Origin of the sequence: Dokdonia sp. Dokd-P16 (genome assembly GCF_003095655.1) — a bacterium.
Taxonomy (GTDB): domain Bacteria; phylum Bacteroidota; class Bacteroidia; order Flavobacteriales; family Flavobacteriaceae; genus Dokdonia.
Map to the genome: position 1 here is coordinate 35,816 of NZ_CP029151.1, position 15,017 is coordinate 50,832.

The 15,017-nt window shown below is 37.7% G+C and carries 10 protein-coding genes; 6 read left to right on the forward strand and 4 right to left on the reverse strand.

All coding sequences use genetic code 11. The features are described 5' to 3' along the window. The first annotated feature begins 33 nt into the window (after window positions 1-33). Together DCS32_RS00115 and DCS32_RS00120 are read left to right on the forward strand one after the other, a co-directional pair. Window positions 34-546 carry a hypothetical protein gene (locus tag DCS32_RS00115; RefSeq protein ID WP_108876451.1) on the forward strand — a complete coding sequence of 171 codons (513 nt, stop codon included), beginning with the start codon at window positions 34-36 and terminating at the stop codon, window positions 544-546. Window positions 547-715: 169 nt separating this feature from the next. Then, window positions 716-2,083 (forward strand): alpha/beta hydrolase family protein, encoded by a 1,368-nt coding sequence (locus DCS32_RS00120; RefSeq protein ID WP_108876452.1) that lies wholly within the window; start codon window positions 716-718, stop codon window positions 2,081-2,083. Here the strand turns inward: DCS32_RS00120 and DCS32_RS00125 are convergent, their stop codons facing one another. Then, complete coding sequence (locus tag DCS32_RS00125) at window positions 2,084-2,890, reverse strand: alpha/beta hydrolase (RefSeq protein ID WP_108876453.1); 807 nt, start codon at window positions 2,888-2,890, stop codon at window positions 2,084-2,086. 263 nt (window positions 2,891-3,153) lie between these two features. On the opposite strand from DCS32_RS00125, the gene DCS32_RS00130 reads away from it, so the two are divergent. Together DCS32_RS00130 and DCS32_RS00135 are read left to right on the forward strand one after the other, a co-directional pair. Continuing rightward, complete coding sequence (locus DCS32_RS00130; RefSeq protein WP_108876454.1) at window positions 3,154-6,021, forward strand: M16 family metallopeptidase; 2,868 nt, start codon at window positions 3,154-3,156, stop codon at window positions 6,019-6,021. A 218-nt stretch (window positions 6,022-6,239) separates the two neighbouring features. Beyond that, a complete protein-coding gene (locus DCS32_RS00135; RefSeq protein ID WP_108876455.1) occupies window positions 6,240-6,737 on the forward strand; it encodes a hypothetical protein in 498 nt (165 codons plus the stop codon). A 97-nt stretch (window positions 6,738-6,834) separates the two neighbouring features. Here the strand turns inward: DCS32_RS00135 and DCS32_RS00140 are convergent, their stop codons facing one another. Continuing rightward, a complete protein-coding gene (locus tag DCS32_RS00140; RefSeq protein WP_108876456.1) occupies window positions 6,835-8,157 on the reverse strand; it encodes an amidohydrolase family protein in 1,323 nt (440 codons plus the stop codon). A gap of 156 nt (window positions 8,158-8,313) precedes the next feature. Continuing rightward, entirely contained in the window at window positions 8,314-8,496 is a 183-nt protein-coding gene (locus DCS32_RS00145) for a hypothetical protein (RefSeq protein WP_013751789.1), read from the reverse strand. A gap of 147 nt (window positions 8,497-8,643) precedes the next feature. Here DCS32_RS00145 and fumC point away from each other — a divergent pair, with 147 nt between their 5' ends. Together fumC and DCS32_RS00155 are read left to right on the forward strand one after the other, a co-directional pair. Continuing rightward, complete coding sequence (fumC, locus tag DCS32_RS00150) at window positions 8,644-10,029, forward strand: class II fumarate hydratase (protein WP_108876457.1); 1,386 nt, start codon at window positions 8,644-8,646, stop codon at window positions 10,027-10,029. Window positions 10,030-10,128: 99 nt separating this feature from the next. Continuing rightward, entirely contained in the window at window positions 10,129-11,466 is a 1,338-nt protein-coding gene (locus DCS32_RS00155; RefSeq protein WP_108876458.1) for a 7TM-DISM domain-containing protein, read from the forward strand. Between the two features lie 223 nt (window positions 11,467-11,689). Here the strand turns inward: DCS32_RS00155 and ccsA are convergent, their stop codons facing one another. After that, a complete protein-coding gene (ccsA, locus tag DCS32_RS00160) occupies window positions 11,690-14,992 on the reverse strand; it encodes a cytochrome c biogenesis protein CcsA (protein ID WP_108876459.1) in 3,303 nt (1,100 codons plus the stop codon). Between the last annotated feature and the right edge of the window lie 25 nt (window positions 14,993-15,017).

A 15,017-nucleotide genomic window follows, 5' to 3' on the forward strand; every position in this document is an offset into this window, starting at 1 on the left:
AAGTACTTTTGTATAGAACCAAAACAAGACATCATGAAGAAGTTAATATATACAGTATGTGCAGCGCTTTTTACAATTACAGCAGCACAAGCACAAGAAACAATAGAAGAAACGACAACGACAAGAACGACCGTAAAATCTTCATTAGGTAACGAGACTGTGTACAAAACAGAAAAAGTATCTACAGTAACGCCTACACAACTGGATCCTACAGAGGAAGGAAAATTAAACCAAACCTTACAGCGAGGAGATACTGTCATAAAACGCGAGGTAACCTATACCTATAATGACTCTGAGTTTAACCTTCAAGAATCTGAAGAGGGATATACTATCATGAGAACTCGTGATAACAATACTTCTGAGTATGGTACCATGCGCCAACTAGCAAAGGGTGACGTGTACTTACTAAAAACGGCAAACGGAATTTCTGTAAGCTACTTTGATGAAGACGGTAATATGGTCTCTGAGGAGTATAACAATGATGATGATTCTGTAACGACAGTTACTTATAAGATTAAAAAATCGCCAACTTCTACTAAATTTTAAAAAGTACCGATTGATATTACAGCCATAGACAACTTTGGTTGGTTAGATTCCCGAGAGCGCAAGCCTCGGGTTTCTTTTTGTTAGGCTTTCGCCAAAATTTGAACACTTTATCCTCAATCCATACATTTACAAGTATCTTAGTATTCTATATATTCTTTACTAGTACATTATGAAAGCTTTATTTACACTCATCCTAGGTTTTTTAATTGCGCTTACCTCCTACTCACAAGAAATTACTGGCGACTGGACAGGCACCGTAAACTTTCAAGGACAAACGCTAGACTTTGCCTTTCACATTCAAGAAGAAAATAGCGCTATTGCCACCACAATGGATATCCCAAGCCAAGGGCTTATGGCAGGAAAAGCAGCAACCACTACGTTTACAAACGATACACTCGTTGCGACTTTTCCAGATTTTAATATCACATATAAAGGTGCTTTTGAAAATGATAGCTTTACGGGTAATATTATCCAGAACAACTTTCCCGTAGCACTCAACCTCGAGCGTGGTGTGATCACATTAAACAGACCACAACAACCGAAGGCTCCCTTTAACTACACCACAAAAGAAATCGTTTTTAAAAATAAGGAGGACGATGTCCAACTTGCCGGTACACTCACACTCCCTAATTATATTAAGAATCCTCCCGTAGCTATTATCATAAGTGGTAGCGGCCCGCAGAATAGAGATGGAGATATGTTTGGCCACCAGCTATATTACGTACTCGCAGATTACCTCACCACGCAAGGGATTGCAGTTTTTAGATATGACGAGCGCGGCGTGGGACAATCTACTGGAACTTTTAAAACAGCAGGTATCGATGAGTTTACGAGAGATGCAACTGCTGCACTTAACTATCTTAAAAAACGCTCTTATCTCAAAGAGTCAAAATTTGGTTTTATAGGTCATAGCATCGGAGGGATTATTGCTCCGCAAATTGCAGCAACTAATGATGATGTAGATTTTACAGTCATGCTCGCAGGACCTGGAATAGATGGCGACCAACTCATGCTCTCACAAAAAGCAGCACTAGAACGGTTACTTAATGTACCAGAAGCACAAATACAACAAGGACAAGAAATCGTGGGCCTCGCTTATGAGATTATTGTAAATGCGCCAGAAGATCATAAAGATTTAAAAAATGAAGTAAATGCAGCTCTACTCAACAAACTTGGCCCTAATGTACCCGCACAGCAAGTAGCATCCATCACAAATCAAATCACCACTCCCGAAATTATAAGCCTACTGAGAACCAAGCCAAGTACATATTTAAGTAAAATCAAAACTCCTATTATCGCAATGAATGGTAAAAAGGATTCCCAAGTTCCTTATGAAGAGAATCTAGAAGCTATAAAAGAAGCTTTTGCATCTAGTAATAATGAGCGTACAAGAACGGTAGCCTTTGAAGGGCTTAATCATCTTTTTCAAGAAAGTACTACTGGCGCGTTAACTGAATACTCAGAAATAGAGCAAACCATGGCTCCAAAGGCACTAGCCCTCATTGCAAAGTGGATCAAGGAAGAAACGATACGATAATTAATTAAGAACCTTATCTATAGCTTCCTCATAAGCAGGAAACTCAATGAGGTTATTATGTCCACCTTCTGCAATAGTAATCAATGCCTTTTCTTCTTGATCTATGCTGTCAAATAATCGCTTTCCGTGATCGTATGCGACCACTTCGTCTTCTGTACCATGAAGCACTGTAATAGGAGATGCTACATCATTAATAAATCGATAGGTAGGAAATTCATAATTGAGTAATTTCTTGACTGGAAGAATTGAAAATCTTGAACTTGCCTCGTTCTCTATACTATAAAATGGGGTTTCTAGTACGAGTTGGCTCACAGTTTCTTTAGCTGCCACATAGGTCGCAAAGGTTGTCCCAAGACTTCTACCGTAGCTGATTATTGGGGTTGTGGAATATTGCGCTTTCGCGAAAGCGTACCACAACAAACTATCATCATATAAGTTTTGCTCTGTAAGCGCTCCTCCACTCTTGCCATACTGGCGATAATCCATCACCACGACATTATATTGTTTCTTGACAAAAAACTGTACAATCTCTCCCCAGCGAGCAAGACTTGAAGCGTTACCGTGAAAGTATAAAATGGTTCCTTTAGCTTCATCCACCTGAAAGTTAAGTCCGTGTAAGCGTGCTCCATCTTGAGCATCGAGCCAAACCTCCTCTGCCGGATATTCAAAATCAAAGTAATAATCCTGCGGCAACTGCTGCGGATGAAAAATAAGATTGTCTTGAAAGAAGTATAGACCTCCACAGAGAATCGCATATAGGTTTGCAACAATAAATAATATAATCAATGGTTTTTTGAGCTTTTTCATGTGTGCTGCCTTGATGGATGCGCTGCAAAAATACTATTCTTCTGTTCGTTTACAGAAAATACCGCAGCATGAGACGTAGCTTCAATAAATGCTGGAAGATCCAGAATTCATAAATAAAAAGTATTTGTAATACTAAATGAAGTCTATATCGTTACGAAAATAACATTAACAATCTCATTTTCTGTCATTAACATAATTTTAAGATAAGGTTATCAAGTTGCAGATTATCTTACAGAATCTTAAAAAATCAAAAAACACAGATCATGAAAAACTTAAAAACAGCTGCATTTGTCCTTATGGCAGGAGCCTTTGTTGTTACCTCGTGTAAAGACAATGCTAGTGGCGACAAGGCACAAGCAGCAGATGCAAAACTCTCGATAGACTATGAAAAATACGAACTTGAAAACGGACTAGACGTGATCCTGCATCAAGATAGTAGTGATCCTATTGTATCACTTGCCATACAATATGCCGTAGGTTCTAACCGTGAGAAGACTGGACGTACTGGTTTTGCACACCTTTTTGAGCATATGCTCTTTCAAGAATCTGAAAATGTACCACAAGATCAGTTCTTTAAAACGGTGCAAGATGCCGGAGGAACTTTAAATGGAGGTACCTGGAAGGATGGAACAATCTATTATGAAACAGTGCCTAATAACGCACTAGAAACTGTACTATGGTTAGAATCTGACCGTATGGGATTCTTGATTAATACGGTAACAGAATCTGCTTTTGAAAATCAGCAGGAGGTGGTTCAGAATGAAAAAAGACAACGTGTAGATAACAATCCTTATGGTCACACGGGATGGGTACTAGATAAAAATATCTATCCTGAAGGTCACCCATATAACTGGCAGGTAATAGGCGAACTAGAGGATCTTCAGAATGCAACCGTAGCAGATGTAAAAGAATTTTATGACAAGTTTTATGGTCCTAACAACGCGACACTCGTACTTGCAGGAGATTTTAAAACGGAAGATGCAAAGGCGCTTATTGAGAAGTATTTTGGAGAGATCAAAAAACGCCAAGAGGTAGCTCCACTTGAGCCACAGCCAGTAACCATTGCCGAAACTAAGAAACTGTACCACGAGGATAACTTTGCACAAGCACCACAGTTACACCGTGTGTACCCAACAGTGCAGCAGTATACAGATGATGCCTACGCATTAGATTTCTTAGCTGAAATTCTTGCTAGCGGTAAAAAAGCTCCTTTATATAAGATTCTTGTAAAAGAAAAAGATCTTACTTCAAGAACAACGGCTTACAATAATAGTCAAGAGATTGCAGGAGAATTTCACGTGATCATCACTGCAAATAGCGGTGTAGATCTTGATCAGATTGAAGCGGCAATAGATGAAGGTCTTGCAAAATTTGAAGCAGAAGGCGTTACAGATAAAGATGTAGAACGTATCAAAGCAGGTCTTGAGACTGGTTTTTACAACGGCATAAGCAGTGTAAACGGTAAAGCGTTCCAACTAGCAAGCTATAATGTATTTGCTGGTGAGCCAGATTTTATTGAAAAAGATATTGAGAATATCAAAGCAGTTACAAAGGAAGATGTAATGCGCGTGTATAACACTTACGTAAAAGGGAAGCCATACGTTCAAACGAGTTTTGTACCTAAAGGTCAACTTAATCTTATTGTAGAAAACTCTGTTAAAGCAGACGTTGTTGAAGAAGAAATAAAAGAGAATGTAACTAAGGTAGTAGAAGACGAAGTTACAGAAGTAGTAAAAACACCATCTAAAATTGATCGCGCCACGCCTCCATCTGTAGGAGAAGCACCAGCGCTTAAAATTCCAAGTTCATGGGAAGCAGAGCTTTCTAATGGTATTGAAGTGTATGGTATTTCTCAAAATGAGATTCCTACAGTAAACTTTAACCTCGTTATAGAAGGTGGTCACTTACTTGATAATATCAATAAAAATGGGGTTGCAAACCTTATGACAGATATTATGATGGAAGGAACTGCAAATAAAACTCCTGAGCAGCTAGAAGAAGCGATAGAATTACTAGGAGCAAGTATCAATATGTTTACTTCTCGTGAGGCGATTACCATCCAAGGAAATACCCTTACTCGTAACTTTGCCGCTACCATGGATCTTATAGAAGAAATTTTATTTGAGCCTAGATGGGATGAGGAAGAACTAGGACGTATCAAGACCGCTACTATTAACGGTATTAAGCGTAGTGCTGCAAATCCTAATGCAGTAGCAAGTAATGTATATAACAAAGTATTATACGGTGAAGATCATATCTTTTCTTACCCTACAAGCGGTACAGAGGAGTCTGTTAATAGCATCACGATGCAAGATCTAAAGGATTTTTATAATACTAATTTCTCTCCTTCGGTAAGTCGTTTTCATATCGTAGGAAAAATTGATAAAGCAGATGCACTAGCTGCACTTAAAGACCTTGAGTCTAAGTGGGAAGCAAAAGAAGTAACAATCCCAGAATATCCAGTAGCAAATAATAGAGATAAATCCTCACTCCTATTTGTTGACATTCCAGAAGCAAAGCAATCTGTGATTAACATAGGATACATAGGAATGGCTCGTACAGACCAAGACTTTTACCCTGCCGAAGTAATGAACTACAAACTAGGAGGATCTTTCTCTGGGTCTGTAAATCTTATCTTACGTGAAGAAAAAGGATATACTTACGGAGCGCGTACTTACTTTAACGGTTCTAAGCTTCCTGGTACATTTACTGCTTCTTCTAGCGTGCGTACGAATACTACTGGAGAATCTGTGGAGATTTTTAGAGATGAGATCAAAAAGTATAAAGAAGGAATCTCTGAGGAGGATCTTGCTTTTACAAAAAATGCACTCATTAAATCTAATGCGCGTCGTTTTGAGACACAATTTGCATTATTAGGAATGCTGCAAGAGCGTAGCGCTTATGATCTTCCTACAGACTACATTGAGAAAGAGGAAGACGTAATACGTAATATGACATTAGAGCAGCACAAAGCGCTTGCAAATAAATATCTTGATGAAAACAAGATGGCTTACCTTGTAGTAGGTGATGCTGCAACACAATTTGCACAGTTCAAAAAAATGGGCTTTGACGAAGTAAAAATGCTAGACAAAGATGGAAACGAAGTAGACCTTAAGAACGTCAAGCAATAGTACGAATAGAAGTACAGTGAATTTCAATAAAGAGAGCCTCCATATGGAGGCTCTTTTTTTATGCGTAAAGGATACGCTTTCGCGAAAATGTGAACCAAAAAAATTAACTAAAACACCTCAAAAATTTAACTAGAAAAGAAAATCACCAATTCAAAATTAGAATAAATTTAGCCCATTTACCGAATGCTTGTAAATTATAAACTAACGTATAATGTATTATGAAGAAGTATTTGTTTTCTTGTTTAATCGCAGCTGTGCTCCTTACGTCTTGTGACGACAACCTTAGATTTAACGCTAGTACAGACCATTTACCTAGCGTAGATGAAATAAGCCTTACCGAAGTAGGAGTACTAAAAAAAGAGTCTTTTGTATTTACAGTTTCTGAAGTTTCCTTTTTAAACGCTTTTCAAGCAAAAGCACGGACACTCGGCTTACAGCTTGTGCCATCATCCTTAAAGGTGATAGATGTAGAAGACAATAAGTACTTGCGAGTATTTAGCAACGATAACTACGTGTCGACTTTTGCCTTAGAGCTAGATGAAAAAGGAACTTACAGCACAGGAGCAACCATGTGCACCTCACAAACTACCTTTGGCGAAGCTTGCTTACCAGATGGAATGCAATGCATAAAGTTTGTAGATGAATTTGGTGATACCTCAGAGGCAGATTGCATTAGATCTACAACCTTGAGAGATCATATTGCTTTTAGCAACTAAGGAAATTTAAAATTCAGAAGCAAGGGTGCATAAAAAAACCTTCAACAGCTTGTGTTGAAGGTTTATATATTTTCGCGTAAGCGTACTTTTAAAGAAATTATTTATAGCGTTTACCATGTTTTATAATCATATCTACGTCTTGTAATAAACTGATGTGTCTAAGCACATCACCTTTTACCGCTATGATATCTGCATATTTACCTTCGGTAACTGTACCTACTTCTTTTTCTACACCCATCCAAAGTGATGGCCAGTATGTTGCACCACGAATGGCGTACATAGGGTCAATACCAAATTCATTTACCCAAACATCTAATTCATTCCAAGTAGACTGGCTGTGGAACTTCATAGGAATACCGCTATCTGTACCGACCATTAAGACCACACCAGCATCAATAAGCTGATTAATTTTAGTCTCTAATGTTGGCTTTCTAGCTGGTGTAAGTTGAAAATAAGGTAAGCGGTCTTTATGTTTAAAACTGTTTTTAATATCTGCAATTATGGTATCATTGAGTCCTCGGTGCCATGAATCATTGTCTAGGTGCTCTCCGTTATCTCTTACATCTTCAAAGTTATATAGCCCCTCCACTGTAGGACACCAAAATAGCGGTCCTAGGTTCATCTGTGCAGTTCTTGCTTCTATTGCTTTCATTACATTCTCTGGATATCTAGGAGCACTAGAAAGCCCTGTATGTTCAAAACAATCTGCTCCTGCTTCAAGACCCATTATAATTTCTTGTGGTCTGTGACCATGAGCAACTACCTTAATCTTTTGTGCGTGAGCTTCATCTACTAGTGCTTGTAACTCCACTTTAGTCATTTGATCTTGATCAATTAACTTAATACAGTCTACTCCAGCTTTAGCTAGCTTCCTTACTTTACTGCGAGCATCGTCTGCTCCATTAATTCCCCAGCGGAAGGCTTCTGTGCCAGGATATGGCTTTTTTTGAAGAAATGGTCCTGACACATAAAGTGTAGCCCCTGGAATTTCCCCCCTATTGATGCGATCTCTCACTTCAATGCTTTCTTTTAATGGCCCTCCAAGATCTCGAGCGCTAGTCACTCCAGCCATTAACAATTGCTCTGCAGAGGCAGGCATTATAATATTACCTAAAACCGGTGGATACACCTCGTCCCAATATTTATAATCTGTATGACCATTAAGCATCGTATGTACATGCATATCCCATAAACCTGGAAGTACAGACATTCCTTCTGTTGATATAACTTCTGCCCCTTCAGGAATTGCTAATGTTTCAACGGTTCCAACAGCAGTAATCTTCTCGCCTTCTATGATGATAACACTGTTCTTTATGGGAGTAGCTCCGTATCCATCTATTAACGTTCCTCCCACAAGTGCTTTAACTTGAGCTATTAATAATACAGGGAATAGCAAGACGATGAGTTTTATGTATTTCATAAGGTTATATTTTATCTTAAATATAACGGAAATTTACAAACTATTGAAGATTAATTAATTGCGCTGTATTTGAGTAATTTAAAATGATGGCATAAAAAAACCTTCAACAGATGATGTTGAAGGTTTATATATTTTCGCGTAAGCGTAAAAAATATCTTAACTATTTTCTTGCTCTCTTTTAAGCTTGCGCTCTTCTCTTTTCTCTTTCATAAATTCAATAAATGAACCTCCTACCCAGTAAGGGATTACAAATGTAAGAAGGAATATCATTAACCAAAATCCTATAGTAAGGATGGTTAAGAATGCGAGAAAACCTAAATATTGGTCAAAATCGAACATAGGATCGTGTCTTTTCTAGTTTGAAGCAAAGATAGTTGATATTATTTATTTTTCACAAGAGAAAAAACACATTTATTGACAGCTTATCAACGACGTGAAATGAAGCCAAATGTTTAAATTTGTGTACCAATTTTAACACATTCAATTATGGAATATAGAATCGAGAAAGATACGATGGGCGAGGTAAAAGTACCCGCAGATAAATTATGGGGAGCTCAAACAGAGCGCTCAAGAAACAATTTTAAAATAGGTGCTCCTGCATCTATGCCTATCGAGGTTGTACACGGTTTTGCCATTCTTAAAAAAGCAGCTGCTTACACGAACTGTGAGCTAGGTGTCCTTTCTACCGAAAAAAGAGATCTTATTGCACAAGCTTGTGATGAAATTCTTACTGGAATGCACGATGACCAGTTCCCACTAGTAATCTGGCAAACAGGCTCTGGTACTCAAAGTAACATGAATGTAAACGAAGTGATTGCAAATCGTGCTCACCAACTTGCAGGAAAAGTAATAGGTGAAGGTGAAAAAACACTCGCTCCTAACGATGATGTAAATAAATCACAGTCTTCTAATGATACATTCCCAACTGGAATGCATATCGCGGGATATAAAAAAGTAGTTGAGACTACAATTCCAGGAGTACGTAAATTAAGAGACACGCTTAAAGCGAAAGCAGAAGCCTTTAAAGACGTTGTTAAAATAGGACGTACGCACTTAATGGATGCTACTCCACTTACACTAGGTCAAGAGTTTTCTGGTTATGTATCACAACTTGATCATGGTTTAAAAGCACTAGACAATACGCTTGACCACCTTTCTGAGCTTGCACTAGGTGGTACAGCGGTAGGTACTGGACTTAATACTCCTAAAGGATATTCTGAGCTTGTAGCTTCTTATATGGCAGATTTCTCTGGTCATCCTTTCCGCACTGCCGAGAATAAATTTGAAGCACTTGCTGCTCACGATGCTATTGTTGAAACGCATGGAGCGCTCAAACAACTTGCAGTATCTCTTAATAAAATTGCCAATGACATTAGGATGCTAGCGTCAGGACCACGTAGTAGTATAGGAGAAATTTCGATCCCTGCAAACGAGCCTGGATCATCTATAATGCCTGGTAAGGTAAATCCTACGCAATGTGAGGCCATAACTATGGTTTGTGCCCAAGTAATGGGTAATGACGTTGCTATAAGTGTGGGAGGTATGCAAGGACATTATGAACTGAATGTTTTCAAACCAATGATGGCTGCAAACTTATTACAGTCTGCACAACTTATAGGTGATGCTTGTGTATCATTTTCTGATCATTGTGCTTCAGGTATCGAGCCTAACAATGAGCGTATTAAAGAGCTTCTAGACAATTCCTTGATGCTCGTAACAGCGTTAAATACTAAGATAGGTTACTATAAAGCAGCAGAGATTGCAAATACTGCTCACAAAAATGGAACTACACTTAAAGTAGAAGCTATCAACCTAGGATATGTAACTGCCGAAGAATTTGACGAATGGGTACGTCCTGAAGATATGGTCTAATTTTTATACAATAAAATATCGTTAAAATGCACTAAGAACCCGACAAAGTTGTAACTTAGTGCGTTTTAACGTATTATTGTTTATTAAATTTTAGATCTAATGAAGATATTAATGGTTCTTTTGGCTTTGCTATGCATCAGTGCGGGCACTCCATTTGAATCTATTAATTACCTAAGAGACACAAACGGAAGCCTTACTATTGATGAAGTGAAAAATGCTACTTTCACTTCTACTAGTTCAGACAATCTAGGAACAGAAAATGGTATTTACTGGTTTAAGATAGATGCTATAACTGCAGATAGAGAGATTCTCGAACTAAAATCCTCTCATGTCAATAATCTAGCATTATACGATTCTAGTGGCAAAGAACTTAATATTATGAAGGATACGCGCTTTCCTTCATATTTTTTAATCAAGAGAAATCTTGAATTCCCACTTTACCTCAAAGCAAATTTTCCAGTAGAAGCATACTTTCCTATTCACCACTCTGATGAATCCGCTTTTGCAAGTAGAGAGAAAAGAAGCTTACTAAGTATTGGCTTCTTTTATGGAACAGCGATAGCACTTATAGCTGCAATTTTAACTTTTTACTTCATTGTGAGAAATACGCAGTTTCTATTTTTTGCATTCTTAGTACTTGCCGTCCTTTTAAGTATTCTCACAAAAGATAATGTGCTTTATCTTTTTGGGATAACAAATAACATCTCTATATCTCTTGAAATATTTGGGCATTATCTAGTAGGAGTTTCGGGAACAGGTTTTATGATGTTTTACTTACAAGTAAGACCGCATCAAATATGGATTAAATATGCTATGCTTGCTATGAGCACGCTGTCTACTATATTTTTAATTACTTATCTAATTAGCCAAAACATAATTGGTTTCATAGGTGTAGATATTACATGCATCGCAACCGTTGTTTTAATGTGGATATTGATGCTCATGATTGCAAAAGGAGCTCGCAAACTAATTCTTATAGGCGTTTATAGTATCAATATATTATTTCTAGCAGACTATTTTCTTCTTCACATTTTTAATCTATCCTTCATACATTATACACCTGCGCAAGTTGCCGTAGCTGCTTCGTTTAATTTCACTCTTATTGCTATATTGCTACTTGTATCCTTTAAAGACATTCAAAGAAAGGGAGTATTGATGAAGCAAAAATTAATGTTCCAAGTTCAAGAGTTGAAAGAGCTTAGCGCTTACAAGAACGTACAAGATGCAGATGACAATTACATGGAATCTCTCATTTACCAATACGGTCTTGAGAATATGGAGGTGCGTATTTTAAATGATATTTCTAAGGGACTTAGTAATGAAATGATTGCCTTGAAGCACAGCATATCTGATGATAGGCTACAACAATTGACTAGTAGCCTTTACTCAAAACTTGGCCTTGATGATGGTACAGATTTAAAGGAAATATCCTTCTAAAGCCGGCTATAAAGGAATTATTATAACTTCTATTCCTCTTTAATTTCTTACATCTCCCCCGGCTTAGAATGACCGCATATTTCTCAAGTAATCACGGCTTGCTCCTGTTACAACATCACAATAAGGTAAGGTATATAGCAGCTTAATACTTGCTCTAAAAATCACAGCCATTAATTCAAGATAGAATTAATGGCTGTAAAGTTCATTTTCAAATGTTTTTTTGCTACGCTTTATTGTTACTCACGTAAAACTTTCTATATTTTCTGTAAGAGAAGAATCCTAAGACTGAGAGTACTCCTACGGTAATAAATATCTTTTGAGTTGCGATGTCTCCACCACTTTGATAAGCGTGAAGTCCTGATAAATAGTAGTTTACTCCCCACCATGTAAAGAGAATACTCCCAAGTGCGATAATAGACGAAAAGTTGAACAACCATCTTCCTCTTAGCCCTGGTATAAGTCTCATGTGTATGACAAATGCATATACAATAAGAGAAATAAGCGCCCAAGTTTCCTTAGGGTCCCAGCCCCAGTAACGGCCCCAACTCTCATTTGCCCATTGTCCTCCTAAGAAAGTACCTATGGCTAGTAATACCATACCTACGGTAAGTGCAAGTTCATTTATGATAGTTATCTCTTTAATACTGAGATCCATTCTTTCTTTATTCTTCTCTGTAGTAAATATCATTAGGAACAAAGAGACAATACCTAAAATGGCTCCAAGTATAAAAGGACCATAACTCGCCACAATTACCGCTGTGTGAATCATAAGCCAGTAACTATTTAATACCGCCTGTAAATTGGCAATCTCTGGATTCATCCAGTTTAATGATGCTGCCCATAAAATAAATGCTCCTACAAATGCAGTACTAGCTATAGTAAGCATACTGTCTTTTCCGAAGGCTAGACCAAAGAACACTGTTGCCCACCCCACATAAAGTACAGACTCGTAAGCATCACTCCAAGGTGCGTGACCTGCAATATACCAACGCCATATAAGACCTCCAGTATGTACTATAAATAGCACTATTATAATTGCCGCTCCTAGTTTACCCATAAACGTAATAAACTTACTTGGATTGAAAATAGCAGCAATTACAAAAATCATCATAAACACAGCTGCAAGCATATACATCCAGTATAGCTTTGTAAATACATCATGTTCATTATAATAAACCTCTGCATCTATTTTCTCTTTAGAAGGCATGATGTCATTACTATGCGTACGCTGGAATTTCTCTATCCCAGCAAGCACTTTATCTGCATCAGAGTAGTCGCCAGACTGTCTTCCTTTTTGCAAGCTCAATAAGTATGCAGGAAATATTTGATTTGCAATTACCGAGTCGGTTGCTCTGTATGCTGCATCTTTAACTTCTATAGGTGATATCCACTTATTATTTGGATCGTTTGGCTTAGGGAAAATTTTCAAAATCTCCTTTACCAATGTTCTATCTAGCAACCCTAGACGCTGATCCATTTCTGTAAGTTCCTTTGAAATCTTAGTCTGATTAATTTCAGAATATGCATCTGCAAGAAATGGTCCTAACTTATACTTAAAATCTGGAGTGAAGAAGTCCATCTGTTTAAAGTATTTTCTGTCTGATGGCACTCCTACAATATTACGCAGACTGTCATTACCCTTTTTTAGGTAGATAAGCTCAGTAAACGTCCATATTTGCGGATTCTCAATCATGGAAAGCATTACTTGATCTGCAGTAAGACCTTCATACGTATCGCTTCTACTCAACTTACGTAAAAGCATGCTAGAAAATGTATTTACAGGCATCATACGCCCTCCATCTTCTTGTATTACAAGTTTCCCAAACTTTTGCGCATGCTCTAGAGGAACTGCATTCTCAACAATAAGTTTCTTAATTTCCTCCTGGGTAGGCATCGTTTGTTGATGCGTTACCTCGCTGTGTCCGTCTAGACCTAATATATCCTCAATATTCTCACCGTCTGTAGCAATCGTGTCGCGCACCTCTACATTTCCGTTTGAGACTTCTGGTGCTTTATTAGATAAATCGTCTTGTGCGTATCCCGCTTTCGCGAAAGCGAAAAACAACAACACTGCAGCTAGTTTTGATTTTTTAATCTTGATTTTTCCTAAACGCTTTTTGAGTTCGCCAAAACGTGAACCCTTATCAAATAGAATCAACATCATCCCGATATAGAGTAAAAAGTACCCAATATATGTAACCCAAGTACCCCAAAAATCGTGACTTACAGAAAGAATTGTTCCACTCTCATCTGGAAAGAAACTAGCTTGAAAAAAGCGAAAACCTTTATGATCGAGTACATTATTCATATAGATATCGTAGTCAAAATTCTCATCTGCATCTTCTACAGTTATCTTACTCTCAAAAGATGCATAGCTGTTTTCTGTACCAGGATAACGTTCTGCAACGAAGTCATTGAGTTTTATAGCAAATGGTAATGGCATCGCTTTACTTCCATAAGATAGATACAGCGTATGACCTCCTACTTCAATTTTTTTCTTGTCATTACTATAACCGCGACCTCCTAAAAGACCTACAGTTTTAGTCTCACCCTTAACCGTAACATCCACAAATAAGGCATCTTCTTGATTCTTTTCTGGCACTTCCTTAGCGACAATACCTGTACGACCACGTATTGCAGGCTCTGGAATAACTAGAAGTTTTCCTCCTAAGTTGTATAATGCTCTAAGTTTAAGTGGCTGCTCTACAGCTTCTGGCACTTCGCTTTTAGCTTGTGTTGCCATCACAGTTACATCACCCGCAAATGGTGATGAAAACGTATAATTCTCTCCATCAAAACCAATATTTATTGCACCATCTGTAGGCTTATTAAAAGCATACAACACATTGTGAATATTTACGAGCTCCCCTTCTACTAAGAAGTGCTCATGACGTTGATTATCTGTTCCTGTTTCGACAATCTTAAGATGCCAAAGTCCGTTTTCATCTTCTACAAAACCATCTTCTGCACCATCAATAAATTTATTAAAGTTGAAAGAAATATCTGTATAATCACTACGATCTGTAGAACTATGATTAAAGCGCTCAGTCCAAGAAAAATCGTTATTAAGACGTGGCGATAATGACAACTCCTTTTCTAGCGGTCGACGCATAGGCTCTCCGTCACGTTCTCCATCTACAAAAACTTCTAGATAGGTTTTTTCACTCATAAAAGAGCTTTCTGACGCACCTTCTTCTATAGGCATGACCCCTTCATAACTAATATATTTTGTGATTCCGGCACCAATTAAAATAATGATGAAGGAAGCGTGAAAAATAAGCGTGGTTATCTTCTCTTTACGTAATAGCTTATAGCGAAAAATATTTCCTACAAAGTTGATCACAAACATGATGTGGATTAGTGTAAACCACCATGCATCATAAATCCAATATCTGGAGTAAGGTGTAGGAGAAGTTTCTTGCCCTTGATCTAAAAAGGTACCTACTGCCATTGCGACAAAGTAAGCTATAAACAATATCCCCATCAGTCTTGTGGAGAATAAAATAGAGGCGATTTTCTTTTGCATAATATAGGCCAATTTTACCGAGGGC

Excerpts from the sequence above, each read along its gene's own strand:
- DCS32_RS00115 (WP_108876451.1), top strand. The coding sequence starts at position 34 with ATGAAGAAGTTAATATATACAGTATGTGCAGCGCTTTTTACAATTACA.
- DCS32_RS00120 (WP_108876452.1), top strand. The coding sequence starts at position 716 with ATGAAAGCTTTATTTACACTCATCCTAGGTTTTTTAATTGCGCTTACC.
- DCS32_RS00125 (WP_108876453.1), bottom strand. The coding sequence starts at position 2,890 with ATGAAAAAGCTCAAAAAACCATTGATTATATTATTTATTGTTGCAAAC.
- DCS32_RS00130 (WP_108876454.1), top strand. The coding sequence starts at position 3,154 with ATGAAAAACTTAAAAACAGCTGCATTTGTCCTTATGGCAGGAGCCTTT.
- DCS32_RS00135 (WP_108876455.1), top strand. The coding sequence starts at position 6,240 with ATGAAGAAGTATTTGTTTTCTTGTTTAATCGCAGCTGTGCTCCTTACG.
- DCS32_RS00140 (WP_108876456.1), bottom strand. The coding sequence starts at position 8,157 with ATGAAATACATAAAACTCATCGTCTTGCTATTCCCTGTATTATTAATA.
- DCS32_RS00145 (WP_013751789.1), bottom strand. The coding sequence starts at position 8,496 with ATGTTCGATTTTGACCAATATTTAGGTTTTCTCGCATTCTTAACCATC.
- fumC (WP_108876457.1), top strand. The coding sequence starts at position 8,644 with ATGGAATATAGAATCGAGAAAGATACGATGGGCGAGGTAAAAGTACCC.
- DCS32_RS00155 (WP_108876458.1), top strand. The coding sequence starts at position 10,129 with ATGAAGATATTAATGGTTCTTTTGGCTTTGCTATGCATCAGTGCGGGC.
- ccsA (WP_108876459.1), bottom strand. The coding sequence starts at position 14,992 with ATGCAAAAGAAAATCGCCTCTATTTTATTCTCCACAAGACTGATGGGG.